This window comes from Bacteroides cellulosilyticus (assembly GCF_020091405.1).
Taxonomy (GTDB): Bacteria; Bacteroidota; Bacteroidia; order Bacteroidales; family Bacteroidaceae; genus Bacteroides.
The window spans coordinates 6,887,897-6,905,215 of record NZ_CP081903.1; the positions used below are offsets into that span (position 1 = coordinate 6,887,897).

Annotated in this window: 9 protein-coding genes; 4 read left to right on the forward strand and 5 right to left on the reverse strand. The window is 46.7% G+C overall.

Annotated elements, in window-relative coordinates:
* Positions 1–42 precede the first annotated feature (42 nt).
* The gene (scpA, locus tag K6V21_RS26460) at positions 43–2,190 is read right to left on the reverse strand and encodes a methylmalonyl-CoA mutase (RefSeq protein ID WP_224320434.1); all 2,148 of its coding nucleotides are present in this window, start codon (positions 2,188–2,190) and stop codon (positions 43–45) included.
* A gap of 86 nt (positions 2,191–2,276) precedes the next feature.
* Positions 2,277–4,139 carry a methylmalonyl-CoA mutase small subunit gene (gene mutA / locus K6V21_RS26465; RefSeq protein ID WP_224320435.1) on the reverse strand — a complete coding sequence of 621 codons (1,863 nt, stop codon included), beginning with the start codon at positions 4,137–4,139 and terminating at the stop codon, positions 2,277–2,279.
* Positions 4,140–4,563: 424 nt separating this feature from the next.
* Between mutA and K6V21_RS26470 the strand changes: the two genes are divergently transcribed.
* Both K6V21_RS26470 and K6V21_RS26475 read left to right on the forward strand, forming a co-directional pair.
* Positions 4,564–6,225: a putative transporter gene (locus tag K6V21_RS26470; RefSeq protein WP_224320436.1), complete on the forward strand. Its 1,662-nt coding sequence runs from the start codon at positions 4,564–4,566 to the stop codon at positions 6,223–6,225.
* Positions 6,226–6,333: 108 nt separating this feature from the next.
* Positions 6,334–6,915 (forward strand): ORF6N domain-containing protein, encoded by a 582-nt coding sequence (locus K6V21_RS26475; RefSeq protein ID WP_224320437.1) that lies wholly within the window; start codon positions 6,334–6,336, stop codon positions 6,913–6,915.
* Between the two features lie 88 nt (positions 6,916–7,003).
* On the opposite strand, the gene K6V21_RS26480 is transcribed toward K6V21_RS26475, so the two are convergent.
* The 3 genes from K6V21_RS26480 to K6V21_RS26490 all read right to left on the reverse strand — a co-directional run bounded on the left by K6V21_RS26480 (position 7,004) and on the right by K6V21_RS26490 (position 13,926).
* Positions 7,004–7,630, reverse strand: a complete 627-nt coding sequence (locus tag K6V21_RS26480; RefSeq protein ID WP_007218950.1) for an AAA family ATPase — start codon at positions 7,628–7,630, stop codon at positions 7,004–7,006.
* An 83-nt stretch (positions 7,631–7,713) separates the two neighbouring features.
* On the reverse strand, positions 7,714–9,066 hold the full coding sequence (locus tag K6V21_RS26485; RefSeq protein WP_007218949.1) for an MATE family efflux transporter: 1,353 nt from the start codon (positions 9,064–9,066) through the stop codon (positions 7,714–7,716).
* Between the two features lie 342 nt (positions 9,067–9,408).
* Positions 9,409–13,926 carry a LamG-like jellyroll fold domain-containing protein gene (locus K6V21_RS26490; protein ID WP_224320438.1) on the reverse strand — a complete coding sequence of 1,506 codons (4,518 nt, stop codon included), beginning with the start codon at positions 13,924–13,926 and terminating at the stop codon, positions 9,409–9,411.
* Positions 13,927–14,110: 184 nt separating this feature from the next.
* On the opposite strand from K6V21_RS26490, the gene K6V21_RS26495 reads away from it, so the two are divergent.
* Together K6V21_RS26495 and lysS are read left to right on the forward strand one after the other, a co-directional pair.
* Entirely contained in the window at positions 14,111–15,268 is a 1,158-nt protein-coding gene (locus K6V21_RS26495) for a helix-turn-helix domain-containing protein (RefSeq protein ID WP_224320439.1), read from the forward strand.
* Positions 15,269–15,511: 243 nt separating this feature from the next.
* Positions 15,512–17,242 carry a lysine--tRNA ligase gene (gene lysS / locus K6V21_RS26500; RefSeq protein WP_224320440.1) on the forward strand — a complete coding sequence of 577 codons (1,731 nt, stop codon included), beginning with the start codon at positions 15,512–15,514 and terminating at the stop codon, positions 17,240–17,242.
* Positions 17,243–17,319 lie beyond the last annotated feature (77 nt).

Here is a 17,319-nt window from a genome sequence, read left to right on the forward strand (position 1 = left end):
CCTATTACTTTAGCGCCTCAGCGCCTTATTCACTTCTTAAACTTATTCTTCGTCCATCAGGATTTCCAGAATCTGGCAAGCAGCCTTGGCAACCGGAGTACCGGGACCAAAGATAGCAGCTACACCGGCCCTATAGAGGAAATCATAATCCTGTGCAGGAATTACACCACCGGCAATTACGATGATATCCTCACGGCCCAGTTTCTTCAATTCTTCGATGATCTGCGGAACCAGTGTCTTATGTCCGGCAGCCAGTGAAGACACGCCCACTACGTGAACGTCATTTTCAACAGCCTCGCGGGCAGCTTCGGCAGGTGTCTGGAACAACGGTCCCATATCCACATCGAAACCACAGTCGGCATATCCGGTAGCTACAACCTTAGCACCACGGTCGTGACCGTCCTGACCCATCTTGGCAACCATAATACGGGGCTGACGTCCCTCTTTCTTCGCAAACTTTTCAGTCAACTCGCAAGCACGCTTGAAGTCACTGTCATTCTTACTTTCTGATGAATACACGCCTGATATAGTTCTGATTATTGCTTTATAACGTCCTACAATCTTTTCGCAAGCATAAGAGATTTCTCCCAATGTAGCGCGAACACGGGCAGCTTCCACTGCCAATTCCAGCAAGTTGCCTTCCTTGGTTTCCACGCATTTGGTGATAGCCTCCAATGCTTTCTGCACTTCAGCTTCATTACGTCCTTCTTTCAGACGCTTCAGGTTCTCAATCTGTTCCAGACGAACTGCCGTATTGTCGATTTCAAGGATATCAATCGGAGCTTCTTTCTCCAAACGATACTTATTCACACCAACGATAGTCTGAGAACCGGAGTCGATACGGGCCTGCGTACGTGCAGCTGCTTCTTCGATACGCATCTTAGGAATACCGGTTTCGATAGCTTTCGCCATACCACCCAATTTTTCAACTTCCTGAATGAGTTCCCAAGCCTTGTGAGCCAGTTCATTTGTCAGAGACTCTACATAGTAAGAACCACCCCATGGGTCAACATTCTTGCAGATGTAAGTTTCTTCCTGAATATAAATCTGAGTGTTACGTGCGATACGTGCAGAGAAGTCCGTCGGCAACGCAATAGCCTCGTCAAGTGCATTGGTGTGCAAAGACTGAGTATGTCCCAGCGCGGCAGCCATGGCCTCGATACAAGTACGGCCAATATTGTTAAACGGATCTTGCTCGGTCAGTGACCAGCCCGAAGTCTGGGAGTGTGTACGCAGAGCCAGAGATTTCGGGTTCTTCGGATTGAACTGTTTCACAATCTTCGCCCAAAGCATACGTGCAGCACGCATCTTGGCAATTTCCATGAAGTGGTTTGTACCGATAGCCCAGAAGAAAGACAGACGCGGAGCAAAAGCATCAATATCAATACCCGCAGCTGTTCCGGCACGGAGGTATTCCAAACCGTCGGCCAACGTATAAGCCAACTCTATGTCCGCCGTAGCTCCCGCTTCCTGCATGTGGTAACCGGAGATAGAGATAGAGTTGAACTTCGGCATCTTCTGAGAAGTATATTCGAATATATCGGAAATAATCTTCATGGAGAATGCAGGCGGGTAAATATAGGTATTACGCACCATGAACTCTTTCAGAATATCATTCTGGATAGTACCGGCCATTTCTTCCAACTTAGCCCCCTGTTCCAGACCGGCGTTAATATAAAACGCAAGGATCGGAAGAACAGCACCATTCATTGTCATGGATACGGACATCTTGTTCAAAGGAATACCATCGAAGAGAACCTTCATGTTTTCCAGTGAGCAGATAGATACACCGGCTTTACCTACGTCACCTACCACACGTTCGTGGTCCGGATCGTAACCGCGGTGTGTAGCCAAGTCAAAGGCAACGGACAAACCTTTCTGTCCGGAAGCCAGGTTACGGCGGTAGAATGCATTCGACTCTTCAGCAGTAGAGAATCCGGCATACTGACGGATCGTCCAGGGACGCAGTGTGTACATCACAGAGTACGGACCACGCAGGTAAGGAGGCAAACCGGCAGCATAGCCCAGATGTTCCATGCCTTCCAGGTCTTCCTTTGTATAAACAGGCTTCACTTCAATGTGTTCCGGCGTCTTCCAATCAGCATGGATGCCGTTAGCCTTTTGCCACTCAGCACCGTTTGCGGGCTGAAATGCGGCATATATATCTAAGTTCTTAAAATCTTTTCTCATCGTTATATGAAATTAAGAATGAAGAATGAAGAATGAAGAATTACCATGCGGCGTTATAGCGCAGCCAAATTCTTCATTCTTAATTCTTAATTCTTCATTAATATCTTATTGTATTCTCTCAGCGTTTCCAGCACGTTAACGCGAACATGGATAAAGTTCTCGATACCGGCAGCCTTTAGTTCTTCCATGTTGGCAGGAGCACCGGCTACGATAAATATGGCACGGCCATCCAAAGCCTTGAAGGCAGGAACTGCATATTCTGCATATTCATCATCACTCGAACACAATACCACGATGTCAGCCTTGGCAGCCATGGCGGCCTCTATACCGGCTTCCACAGTGGGGAAACCAAGGTTGTCAATCACCTCATATCCGGCACAAGCCAGGAAGTTGCAAGAGAACTGAGCACGTGCCTGACGCATAGCCAGATTGCCGATAGTCAACATGAATGCTTTCGGACGCTTGCCGGAAGCTTCCGTTTCGAGACGCAACGCTTCAAATTCACTGGCAGCACGGTCGAAATTCAATGCCGGAACATCTTTTTCGCAAGTGTCGTGACCACCGCAGCAGCAAGTAGCTTCAAACGGTTTCTTCTCACCTGCCTTTTCATTGAAGTTCGGGAACTGATTGGTGCCCAACAATACTTCGCGACGCTGAGCAACTGCTTTATGACGGGTCTTGTTGCTTTCGTTCACGGCAGCCTGTACCTTACCTGCTTTTACTGCTGCATAGAAACCGCCTTCTTCTTCTACTGCAAGGAAGAGTTCCCATGCTTGTTTAGCGATGGATACAGTCAGATTTTCAATATAATATGAACCGGCAGCAGGATCAATCACCTTATCAAAGTGAGACTCTTCTTTCAGCAACAACTGCTGATTGCGTGCCATACGTTCAGAGAACTCATCAGGAGTTGCATACGTTTTGTCGAACGGACTCACAGTCATTGAGTCCACACCGCCCAAAGCAGCACTCATGGCTTCTGTCTGCGTACGCAGCAAGTTCACATGAGCGTCGAACAAAGTAAGGTTGAATGTAGAAGTTTCAGCGTGAACACGCATCTTGGCAGCACATTTAGCCTCCGCATCATAAGAAGCCACAATGTTTGCCCACAACATACGGGCAGCACGGAACTTAGCTATTTCGAGGAAATAGTTGGAGCTGATACCGAAATTGAATTTAATCTTCCTGGCAACTACAGCAGCAGGAACTCCGGCTTCAGTCAGTTGATTCAGATATTCATTACCCCAGGCAAGAGCATAACCCAATTCCTGATAGATATAAGAACCGGCATTATTCAGTGTCAGAGCCGTTACATTCAGTACACGGTATTCCGGCAGAGCAGCGGTTGCTTCAATCAAGGCTTTGGCTGTTGCCAGCATATCGCCCTTTTCTTTACCTTTGGCCAGCATCTTGTCGAAGAAGTCGTAGCCGATAGAACCTTGCAATTTCGTCAGGTCATATCCTTTTTTTTGGAAATAAGTCACCAGGATTTCCGCAAGTTCCACTACATGTCCCTGGCACGTGTAGAAGTTCAGTTCCACACACTCGGCACAGATACCTTCGAGCAATGTCTCGATGTATTCGGCATTGAGCTCTTTTGCCTTCACACGGAACGCCAGTGAATCTACGCCTTTATTCAGAATATCCAGCGCTTTTGTGTTAGCTTCCTTCGGGCACTCCACCTTGATTTCCTGGCGTACCAGCCATTCGTTGTTGTCTTTCTTGGTGCCTCTGAGATAAGGGAATTCACCGGGAAGTGCATCCGTCGTTTTCAGTCCTTCGAGGTCTTCCATGCGATAGAAAGGTTTCACCTTGAATCCTTCGTTTGTTTTCCAAACGAGTTTCTTCTCAAAATCAGCGCCTTTCAGGTCGGCTGTAACTTTGTCCATCCACTGTTCGGTAGTGGTGGGAGCAAAGTCTGAGAAGAGTTTTTCTTTACTGTCTGCCATAGTTTATTTTAATTAAAAAGATAATTAAGTAATCTCTTCACTTACCTATTTGTCGAAAAATAGGACTTGCAAATATACTCAATAAGTTATAATAACAAGGATTTTTAAGTAAAATTCGCATGGAGTTTGACATTCTGAAAGGATAGTGTTCAATTCCCCCGAAATCGGACTGTAGCCGAAACGTATCCGGACCGTACTTGCTCCGTACCTGCTCCGTAGCTTCTTCGGTTAGAGGTACCTTTGACCGAAGAAGCTACGGAGCAGGTACGGAGCAGGTGCATTCCAGATACGGTGCAGACAGATAGTCAGCCCCCTCAAAGCGACTAAAATAAAAACTCCCGGAAACCCTTTGCCAGCTCCCTTTTAATGCCTACCTTTGCGCGAAAATTCAGCAACTAAATAAAAAAGGTAAACAAAAGTAACTATGGATTGGTTAGAGAGTTTGTTATGGGACCCTGCCTCCGTCGCCCATATCGTATGCTTGTATGCATTCGTAATATCTGTCGGCGTGCTTTTGGGTAAGATTAAGATTTTCGGAATATCACTGGGAGTGACATTTGTACTCTTCACAGGTATTCTGATGGGACATTTCGGTTTTACGGGTGAGACACACATTCTGCACTTCATCCGCGAATTCGGGCTTATTTTATTCGTATTCTGTATCGGTCTGCAAGTAGGACCGTCGTTCTTCTCTTCCTTTAAGAAAGGAGGCATGACCCTGAATATGCTTGCAGTAGGTATTGTTGTACTGAATATTGCAGTAGCTCTGGGCATTTACTTCATCGACGGAGGAGTCGACCTCCCCATGATGGTAGGTATCCTTTACGGTGCAGTCACCAATACTCCGGGTTTGGGTGCCGCACAGGAAGCATTGAACCAACTGAACTACACGGGTGACCCCATCGCATTGGGATATGCCTGCGCTTATCCGCTCGGTGTTGTCGGTATCATCGGTTCTATTATTGCTATCCGCTACATCTGCCGGGTGAACCTGAAAAAGGAAGAAGATGAACTCTCTACACAGACTTCTGATATGAAGCACATGCCGCACATGTTGCATCTGGAAGTTCGCAACGAATCTATCGACGGAAAGAAGCTCCTCCAGATCAAAGAGTTTCTGGGACGTCCTTTTGTATGCTCACGTATCCGCCACGAGGGACATGTCAGCATTCCCAACCAAGATACGGAATTTCATATCGGAGACCAGGTATTCATCGTATGCTCCGAGGAAGATGCCGAAGCGGTAATCGCTTTCATCGGTAAAGAAATTCAAGTGGACTGGGAAAAACAAGATATGCCAATGGTTTCACGCCGCATATTGGTGACTAAGTCCGAAATCAACGGTAAGAAACTGGGTAGCCTGCATTTCCGTAGTATGTATGGAGTGAATGTAACCCGTATCAACCGTTCCGGTATGGATTTGTTTGCCGATCCGAATCTGATATTGCAGGTAGGTGACCGCGTTATGGTCGTAGGCCAGCAAGATGCCGTAGAACGGGTTGCCGGTGTATTGGGTAACCAGTTGAAACGTCTGGATACACCGAACATTGTGACTATCTTCGTGGGTATCTTCCTGGGTATTCTGCTGGGTAGTCTTCCTATCGCTTTTCCGGGCATACCTACTCCGGTAAAACTCGGTTTGGCAGGTGGTCCGTTGGTGGTTGCTATCCTTATCGGACGATTCGGTCATAAGTTGAAGCTGGTGACTTATACAACCATGAGTGCCAACCTGATGCTGCGCGAGATCGGTATTGTACTTTTCCTTGCCAGTGTAGGCATCGAAGCCGGTGAGCACTTTGTACAGACCGTAGTAGAAGGTTCCGGATTATCATACGTAGGCTATGGCTTCCTGATTACCGTAATTCCTTTGCTGATTATCGGTATGATCGCCCGCTTCTATTGCAAAGTGAACTACTTCACGCTGATGGGATTGATTGCCGGTAGTAATACAGACCCTCCCGCACTGGCGTATGCCAACCAGGCATCCGGCAACGATGCTCCGGCAGTAGGCTATTCTACGGTTTATCCGCTGACAATGTTCCTGCGTATTCTGGCGGGACAAATGATATTGCTGACAATGATGTAAGTTGCATCTTATAAAACACAGAAAGCATAAAGACACAGAGATTATAAATTACGTTCAATAGAAGTATTTATTAATCTCTGTGTCTTTTTATATTCAAAACAACAGATCATGAATGAATTAGAATTAATCCAAAGTAAAATATATGAAATCAGAGGTCAAAAGGTAATGTTAGACTTCGACTTAGCAGAAATGTACGGCATTGAAACCAGACGTTTAAAAGAAGCCGTCCGCCGTAATATAGATAGGTTCGAAGGTGATGATTTCATGTTTCAACTAACTAAGGAAGAAATAACAGAACTTTCAAGGTCGCAAATTGCGACCTTGAACAGAGGGAGAGGTTACAATATCAAATATGCACCTTTTGCTTTCGCTGAACTTGGCATAGCAATGCTTAGCAGTGTACTGAATTCTAAAACAGCCATAGAAATTAATAGAGGAATCATGCGTGCTTTCGTAGCTGTACGCCAGTTGTTGGTTTGTTCACCGATAGATAGAGTTTCAGAACTTCAACATGAAGTAAAAGAATTAAAAGAATATATCGAAGAGGTTTTTGCAGATTATAACGACATAAACGATGATACCCGGACGCAATTAGAGTTGATCAATCAAACATTAGCAGAATTACAATTTCAAAAGCGATTAGAAGAAAAGCCCCGTAATCCTATAGGATTTATTAAGCCCTCAAAATAAGATAATCATAACGAAGAACTACTCTCACTGACATAATATATCATGTCTCAGGAAGAGCAATTCTCCGCTACGCCGGTAGTATATTTTCTTACTTGATTTTGAGTCTCACAAACTCCTCCACAAAATCTATCGTCTTCTCAATGCCCAGCACCGAAGAATCAATACAGAGATGATAAGTTGCCGCAGCTCCCCATGTCTTGTAACTATAATAATTGTAATACTCCGAACGTTTTTTATCTGCCTTGCTCATCATATTTTCCGCCTCTTCTTCCGAAATGTGATGCATAGCGCAAAGACGGGCAACACGTGCCTCATGGGAAGCAGAAATAAAGATATTGGCGCAACGGGGATGCTCCCGAAGAATATAATCGGCACAACGACCTACAAAAAGACAAGACTTCTCAGAGGCCAGCTGACGGATCACATCACTCTGCACTTTGAAAAGCGCGTCATTACTAAGACAATTCTGGGTAGGTAAGGCACCATCTCCCACAAAAGGGAAACGCATACCGAAAAGTCCGCCGATGATTCCCTGAGAAGCACGCTCATCGGCTTTCTCAAAAAATTCACGACAGAGGCCACTCTCCTTGGAAGCCAGAGTTATCAACTCCTTATCATAGAAATCGATGCCCAAGCGGGCTGCCAACTTCTCCCCTATCTCCTTTCCGCCGCTTCCCAATTGGCGACCGATGTTCACAACGAATTTCTTATTCATAGCTTCAATCTAAATATTGGTTTACTGATAGCAAAAGTAAGGATTTATAGGAAAGAAACAAAAAAAGTCACACGTTTTTCACCTTATCCCTCCGCTCTCTTGAATTTACGGAACTGCCTTACCAACATTACCAGCGCTACCAGGCTGGCAAGCAAATCGGAGAATGGCATACTATACCATACACCTGCCGCACCAAAGAAACGGGGCAGGATTATCAATGCCGGAAGCAGAAAAAGCATCTGGCGAGTAAGAGAAAGGAAAATAGCCTTACTTGCCATTCCGATACTCTGGAAAAAGTTGGATGTCACCATCTGGAAACCGATGATAGGGAAAAACATCACTACAACCCGTAAACCACGTGCCGAAATTGCTATCAGTTCCTCATCAGAAGTAAATATCGAAACTACCAGTTCGGGAACAAGCATTCCCATCAGAAAGCCGGAAGTTGTGACAACCGTTGCAAAGATGATTGTCAGTTTCAACACCCGGGAGACGCGCGCGTATTGCTGGGCACCAAAGTTATATCCCGCAATGGGCTGCATACCCTGATTCAATCCCATCACAATCATTACAAATATAAATACCAGCCGATTGACAATACCGAATGCACCAATGGATAAATCTCCCCCATAACGCTTCAGCCCTTGATTGATAACGATCACAATAAAACATGCCGCCAGGTTCATCAGGAAAGGGGACATGCCGATAGCAAGCGAATCCATCACAATCTTACGGCGCAGGCGGAAAATGCCGCGGTGAAAATGCAAGAGTTCGTCTTTATTGCTGAATATCTTGAATTGCCACAGTAATGAAATGACCTGGGCAATGATAGTGGCAATAGCGGCTCCACGGATGCCCCAACCGAAACCGTAGATAAATAAAGGGTCAAGTATCGTGTTGATAACAACCGTAGCAATAGTGGCATACATTGCTTTCTGTGGATGTCCGGAAGAGCGCAACACGGCATTCAAACCCAGATAAAGGTGTGTGACGACATTGCCAAGCAAAATGATCTGCATATATTCGCGGGCGTACTTCACCGTCTCATCACTACCGCCGAAGAAGTAAAGGATGGGATCGAGAAATATCATCGTCGCTACCGTAAATGCCAATCCCAGCACTATATTCAGCACCAGCACATTACCCAAGACACGTTGGGCTGTATCGTAATCTTTTTGTCCCAGTTTAACCGATACCAATGTGGAAGCTCCAACTCCTACCAACGAGCCGAATGCAGCAGCAAGATTCATCAGAGGAAAAGTAAGTGCCAGTCCTGAAATAGCCATTGTGCCTACTCCGTGACCGATAAAAATGCTGTCCACCATATTATATAAGGAAGATGCCGTCATGGCGATAATTGCCGGCACTGCATATTGCATCAGTAGTTTTCCAATCTTTTCTGTTCCCAACGCTGTGGGTGCCTTTTGTCCTGTCATACCTATTTTCTTTTATTGAGGGTGCAAAGGTACTGATTTTCCGGCAAGCAAACAAAAGAAGGTGCAGGAAGAACGAATCAATGTACCCGCCAATCCGTAACATTACCGGTGCTGCCGCATGCACCTGACGCTGGAACAACTGATGAAAGCGGAAAGTCTGAACGAGAAGATCAAAAGCCTTATAGAACAGACCGGACGAAAAGGATAAAGTCCCCCGGATTCCATGAAATAAGAAAGGCGTCCCTTACGGAGCGCCTTTCTTATTTCATGATTCTCATCTCGCTCAACACGACAGGAAAAAGCTTCCTTCAATGAGTGAAAGAGAAGCCTCTTCCGCAAATCCTACTCAATGAAAATGATCTGTCGTCCCAGCACGTTCTCTCTTCTGACCACCAGCACATAGCATCCGGCGGAGATATCCGTCACGGACAGAGCCATGCCGTTCCTCAAGTCCTCCGCGCTACACGAAACGCTCCGTATTCTGACACCGCTCAAGGTTATGACTTCCAACCTGCAACCGCCTTCGCCCCGCAAGCCCGGGTAGCGGACAAAAGCTGTTCCCTTAAACGGATTCGGATATACCCCCAACGCTTGCGATGAGGCTTCCGTCGAAGGAATTGAAGTATATTGCCCCGCATCGAAAATCTCATGGCCAAGTTGCTCATTACCCACATCATCGCGCGAAATACAGTAGAAGCGGTAGGATGCACCCAACTCCGGAGCAAACAGTTCTTTCACTGAGGTTCCGGGGAATACATTCCAAAGTGTGAACGGCTCATTGTTTTTGCTGACCCAAAGCTCATAGCTCCTTATTACTCCCGTTCCTTCGTCGCTTCCTTCCCATTCCATCCACCATCGCGGCTCTCCCGTGGCGGCAGTGACCGACACCACTTTACTCTCAGGAGCAGTCTCATCAATCTTGTTGGAAAACAGCTCCGTCACAATCGGCGGATTGGCATCAAATACAATGGATGCTTTGTTGGCTATCACATCCCCTGTCCTGAGTCCCTGCTTTATTCCTGTGCGGAAGCTTACGAAACCCTCCCCTTCGGGAGCTGTCTTGTTAGGAGGCAGGAAGCCTAAGTCGGGATCTTCCTCTTCTTCCATCGTGGTGGGGTTGAGAGTAAGGAAATCCCAGCGAAGGACTCCTTTCGCCTCATCCAGATGACCTGTCACACGTATGATAAGTTCCTTCCCCGGACGCAGATCCACGTCTTGGGCAAACGAGCGCAGGTTGTCTCCCTTGAGGCTGTATGTCCTGCCGCCGAAACCGAAGTCTCCGAAACCGAACTGCGACAAGTCGAAGCGGCCGAGGTCGAGCGTATCATGGACGGTCACCGTATGCGCCGGCGCGGTAGCACTGCTCTTGTTTTCGAATAAAATGCTGTATGACATGTCCGAGGGTTGACGTATCCAATGCTCCGTACCATATCCCGCGGGACCTATCTTCTCGTTCGGGTCGAAAGAACTCACCGCTTTCACATGCTTCTGTCCTCCGCCTTTCTTGGCCATGCAATCTTTTCCGGTTTTGACCATGTCAGCGCCCTGTATGACTAAGCTACTGACGAGCTGGTAGATGAACGGAACACCCGAAAAGCTGAGGGCACAACTCCCCAGGCTCGTCCCGGTTATCCAGGCAGCGTTGAAAAGGGTCTCTTTTCCCTGAAACACATTCCCCCAGTTCCAACCGATCTTCAAGGCTCCCCATGCGCAACTGACTCCCGGTATCACCGACAAACCTCCATCGATAGCTGCCATTCCCAGTGCTTCGATGAAGCATGTGCCTGCCGCGACTATTCCCTGACTTTCACCGCTCCTGGTCACCAAAGTTCCGAGTTGCCCCCATAGTGGGTTGGACCACACGGCGATGCTTACGTCGCCAGGCGATTTGATCCGGATACGTATAGCTCCGTTACTGTTGCCCGGTATCACGGGAATCACCAGCGGGTAAATCCGCGTCTTGTGCATTCCGTCTATTCTGTCATTCACCACGGAGAAGTCTCCCATTTCATTCATCATTTTCTTGCCGATGTCTGCCACCGCCAATTCTTCCGGTTGCACCGTCACGAAATCGAGGTATTCCACTTCCAACCCCTCCACGTCGGATATGGCGAAATAGACCGGCACGATGTAAGCATCCACGTTGCCTCGGTTACCATAGCTGATGGTGTATGTCTGCCATTTATTGAAGAGCATCCTGTCTCGTCCTTCCAGCGCGCACCACGTTTCAGGCTCTTCAGCTTCCACCACTTCGAAAGCCTCCGCAAGGACGTATTCCGTGTCGCCGTTCTTCACTACCACGTCCCACTTTCCGGTCTTTGCCTTGCTCATGTCCAAAAAGCCTCCCAATACTCCGCCTCCTTCCGGAAATTCCGGATTCATGACGGGAAGGTCTTGTTCGCCCGGCTTGCGGAGGAACAAAACGCTCTCCTTCCCAAAACCTCCGCCGAACACGGAAATGCGCGCCAGTCCCATGTTTCCGGCCGAGGACGGCTCAATCCGTTCCACCCCCGTTATGTTGACGGTTTGTGCGGAAGCGGCTCTGCCCACGTTGTTGGACGTTTTCAACAGCACTTTATATACACCCGGCTTGGCATAGACGTGTTTCGGGTTTTTCAGGACAGAAGCAGGCGTCTTGTCCCCGAAATCCCATTCATAGGAGATCCCGTTCTCCGAACGGTTGCCGAAAGTCACTTCATACCCCTCCTTGTAAACTTCGAAACCGGCGGTCGGGATATTGTCGCGTTCCGTTTCCTCGAATGTGACGCTCATCATCGGAACCCCGTCGTTCCCGTTGCCGGACAAGTCCTTGAATGTGTCGTCGAAAGAGAGGTAGAGTTCCAGCGCTTCTTCCCCGCTGAAATCTTTCCGGCGCATGTTTGTCTTTATCTCTTCGGCGGTCAGGGCTCGCGACCACATCCTTACATCGTCAATCCAATAATCGACCTTGTCATTTCGAAACTGATCCGGACCTACCACATACATGTAGTCGTCATCCGCAAGCAGGCTTCCTGCCAGTTCCTTCTCCAGCACCTGCTCACCATCAATATACATCTTCAGGTTGAGCAACCTGTCCGGATGGTCTTCGTACGTGAATGCCACATGATGCCAAAGAGTGTCGTCTATCCGCTCTTCCTTATACATCTCCACTTCACCCTTGTCGGTTCTGACATACAGAGTCGGGAAACCATTACCGTAGCTACTGTATGTCCTGATTCCCAAGTTGAAAGAACCTTGTGTATGATATCCCTGGCTTCGTGAGAATATGTTTCCCGCACCATAGATACCTTCCTTGAAATTCACCCACGCCTCTACCGTCAACGCCTTGTCCGGACGGAAGTCGGAGTTTCCGCAGACAATCATGCCCTGATAAGGCTCATCTACATCGCGCTTGACGTGCCATGCCTTGTTAAGTTCCCCCGGTGCAGGCTGATTCCCGAAACGGAGGTAGTAAAGGTCTATTTTGTCCGATTGCGAGTAGTCGGATATCGGAGCCAGCGAAGCAATCAGGTGTTCTGTTCCCTTTCCGTCTATCATCAATTGGTTAACTTTTCCCGGTCTAGAATTAAAATTAATGGGATAAGTGGCTATGTCAATGAAAGATTCTCCGGCATTTGTTGATTTTGCCTTATCAAAACACCCGCCGAAGACATAAAATGTTTTTCCGGTAACATCGTTGGGATCCGGAAGAAGTTTGTAAAGAGTCACATTTCCGGGAGATTGTCTCATTATCCTGCGGGACGGTTTCCAAGAAAGTCCTTTGTCTTTCGATATTTTCAGGTAATGATGTCCCCTGTAGGAATAACTTACGTATACGTAATCTCCTTTCGCTATTATAGTATGGTGAGAAGACTGATTGTTGGTCATATCCGCCTCCCTCAGGTTTATGGGAGGAGTCCACGTTGCGCCATTGTCATCCGAACGCACATACATGGAAGCTTTCTCATACCGTTCAAAGATTACGTGAAGCGTGTTTCCGACCTTGGCCATATGAGGCCAGTAGTGGTCACCTCTGTTAGACGGCCAAGGTTCAAAACAGGAGGTAATATCTCCCGACAACAACTTCGTTGAGAATATTTGTCCCCGGTCGGCGGAAGTACTCATATAGACACGACCTCCCCCGGGACCTAAGTACCACGAATAATAACCATGCAGGACGTGAATATGACTTCCGTCAAAATGCAAGTCATAGAGTGTGGTGGCATGTGTTTCGGTCGAACTTTTATCGACCAAGTTCTTTTTGAAATTCTTTCCGCTATCAGTCGAAACGGCGGCATAAAGTTCCGACGCTCTATATAATTCTTTCCTATAAGCTATGACGACTTGTTCGCCCATTGCCCTGATCTGCGAATTTGTTATACGCTTGTAGCCGTCTATCATATCAATGACCGTTCCTTCCGAGAATGCCACCCCATTATCGTCGGAACGAAAATAATAAAGTCTGCCGGTACCATTATCCGCATAATTATAGTCGGTAACCGCTATGTGAACCGTGTTCCCGGACACTGCCATTGATTTACGATATTCGCTGCCGGTCAATTCTCCACTGTCGCTTTGAGTCATAATCAGTATGGGGTTATCCCACGTCTCTCCCAAATCCGCAGACCGGCGATAATAAAGCTTTCCCGGTTTATTGTATTCGTATTCCACCCAAAGCAGGTGGATGGTGTTTCCCTCTATTTGGCGGTCAACGGTTACGCTTTCCAGTTCTTTCTCCCCCTCTATCCGGCTCAAGTTCACCATTCGGTTCGAGATATACGATTCCTGTCCCTGCAGTGGAAAAACTCCTGCCGCAAGCACTATCCAACCGATCAAAAGAATCAGCCAATGTTTTCTTAAAGTGTAATGTTTAGCATTCATAAAATAGTATTTTTAAAAGTTATTAAAATATCCGCATTGCGGACCTGCGCGCTACACAATTCAAAATTACGCCTTAGCGTGGAGTATGCACTCTCATATTTGCAGTTTCTATTCTCAAAATCACAAAAAAAGAATCGAGACGCACCATATATTGTTTTAAACAAGTATCTTTGAAAAAAAAACCATGATAGAAGCCATTGTCACCACCTTTCCGATGTTTGCCTGCCTTTTCTGGTGTTGTTTTTTCCTTATGGGATATTCCGGTTGCGATTCGGGCAAACGGTTGTTTTTCTTTTTCATGCTGACGGCCACATTCCTGTATCTGGGACACTGTTGTTACTTCAATAAGGAATACTCTCTGATACCGTTGACGGACACTGTTTATTCTTTCGCGAATCTGGCTGTTTTTCCCATTTTCTTTCTTTATATCAAATGGGTGACCACCAACGCCTCTATTTCTCCACGAAATTGGTGGGTGCTTCTTCCGGCTGCCTGCGTCAGCATTTCCATAGGGGTGACGTACGCTTACATGACCAAAGACGAATCAGACTATTTTGCCGGCAATTACTTCTATTCCGGTTCATATGATATGAAAACTACCGGAATATGGCTTCAGACAAGATTGCATCAGTTGGCAGCCATCGTATTCTCCGCAGAACTGACACTGGTGCTGTATTTCGGGGAGCGGCATATCAGCCGGTTCAACAAGAGCGTGAATGACTACTACTCGGATACAGAAAACAAAACGTTTACCCGCATGCGCAACCTGCTGATATACTTTGTAATCATTTCCTGCCTGTCGTTCGTGGTCAATTTACTCGGAAAATCTTATTTTATAAACCACGGCACCCTCTTAGCTCCCCTTTCGCTACTTTTTGGCACATTTCTGTTCCTTATAGGCTACGAGGGGCACAAGCGCACGTTTACCGCCAAAGAGATGACGAGCGATACGGAAGCCTGTTCAGAATTCGGGCAAAGTCCGGATCCGCAGAAAGAACATACGAGCGATCATTTCCGGGATCTTTCAATCCGGTTGGTTTCCATTTTGAGGGAAGAACAACTCTTTCTGCTTCCGGACCTGAAGATATCCGACCTGACCTCACGCCTTCAGACCAACAGGAATTACCTGTATCAGGCCATCAATGTGCAGATGAGCACATCTTTTTCGGAGTTAATCAATCGGTTGCGCATAGAATATGCGCAAGAACTGATGAAAGAAGACCGCTCGCTGAGCGTTACGGAAGTATGTATAAGATCCGGCTATCTGTCGGAAAGTTCTTTTTATCGCAATTTCAAACAGGTATCGGGGGTATCTCCCAAAAAGTGGCATCAAAGTTTATGACGCGTATGGCGTACCTGTAGGTATCAACACCCGACTCCTCCCTTTTATCCTTTTCTAGTTCCCAAAGGATGTTTTTTTATAACGACCTTTCCCATAACCCGCTCTCACAATCAATTATCAGCCTGAAATCAAGATATCCATGCACACATTAGCCCTAAACTTTTCCTAATTCTCCCCTCCTTCGTGCCATTATATGAAAAATGTTTCGTATTTTTGCCCCAAATAGTGTTAATGTACAACGAAATGAATGTATTAGAACTAAGTGAACAGGAAATCATTCGACGTAATAGTATGAATGAACTTCGCGCGATGGGCATCGATCCCTATCCCGCTGCAGAGTATGTAACCAATGCTTTCTCCACTGATATAAAAGCAGAATTCAAAGATGACGCTGAACCTCGCAAAGTATCCGTAGCCGGACGTATGATGACACGCCGCGTGATGGGCAAGGCTTCATTCATTGAATTGCAGGACTCTAAAGGTCGCATTCAGGTATATATTACCCGCGACGATATCTGTCCGGGAGAAGACAAGGATCTCTACAACACTGTATTTAAACGCCTGCTCGACTTAGGCGACTTCATTGGAATCGAGGGTTTTGTATTCCGTACCCAAATGGGTGAAATCAGTATCCATGCCCAAAAGCTGACTGTACTGGCAAAATCCATCAAACCGTTGCCTATTGTAAAATACAAAGACGGTGTAGCTTATGACTCCTTTGAAGATCCCGAACTCCGCTATCGTCAACGTTACGTTGACCTTGTAGTGAATGACGGCGTAAAAGAAACATTCCTGAAACGTGCCACGGTTATTAAGACCATGCGTGCCGTACTGGACGAAGCCGGCTACACAGAAGTGGAAACTCCGATTCTGCAATCCATCGCAGGTGGAGCAAGCGCCCGTCCTTTCATCACTCACCACAACTCACTGAATATGGATCTGTATCTGCGTATCGCTACCGAGCTTTACCTGAAACGTCTGATTGTAGGTGGCTTCGAGGGTGTATATGAAATCGGAAAGAACTTCCGCAACGAAGGTATGGACAAGAATCATAACCCGGAATTCACCTGTCTGGAACTGTACGTACAATATAAGGATTACAACTGGATGATGAGTTTCACCGAGAAATTGCTGGAACGTATCTGCATTGCCGTGAACGGCAGCGAAGAAACTACCATCGACGGTAAGACCATCAGCTTCAAGGCACCATACCGCCGCTTGCCCATCCTGGACGCTATCAAGGAAAAAACAGGTTACGACCTCAATGGCAAGAGTGAAGAAGAAATCCGCCAGGTCTGCAAAGAACTGAAAATGGAGATTGACGACACCATGGGTAAAGGCAAATTGATAGATGAAATATTCGGTGAATTCTGCGAAGGCACTTTCATTCAGCCTACTTTCATTACTGACTATCCTGTTGAAATGAGTCCGCTGACCAAGATGCACCGCAGTAAACCGGGATTAACCGAACGTTTTGAACTGATGGTGAACGGTAAAGAGCTTGCCAATGCTTATAGCGAGCTGAACGACCCCATCGACCAGGAAGAACGTTTCAAAGATCAATTGCGATTGAGTGAAAAGGGAGACGATGAAGCTATGTTCATCGACCAGGATTTCCTGCGTGCCCTGCAATTCGGTATGCCTCCCACATCAGGTATCGGTATCGGCATTGACCGTCTGACAATGCTAATGACAGGCAAGTCGTATATTCAGGAAGTATTGTTCTTCCCGCAAATGCGCCCCGAAAAGATCACTCCGAAAGATGCTCCCGCCCAATATATGGAACTGGGCATTGCCGAAGACTGGGTACCCGTTATTCAGAAAGCCGGCTACAACACAATAGAAGATATGAAAGATGTGAATCCGCAAAAACTGCACCAGGACATTTGCGGTATTAACAAGAAATACAAACTGGAACTGACCAACCCGTCGGTAAACGACGTAGAAGGCTGGATTGAGAAAATTAAGAATTAAAGAATTAAAAATTAAATAAGAAGATTAAAGATCGAATGAGGGAAAGGAGTTTCCTTTCCCCTTTTAATTTTTAATTA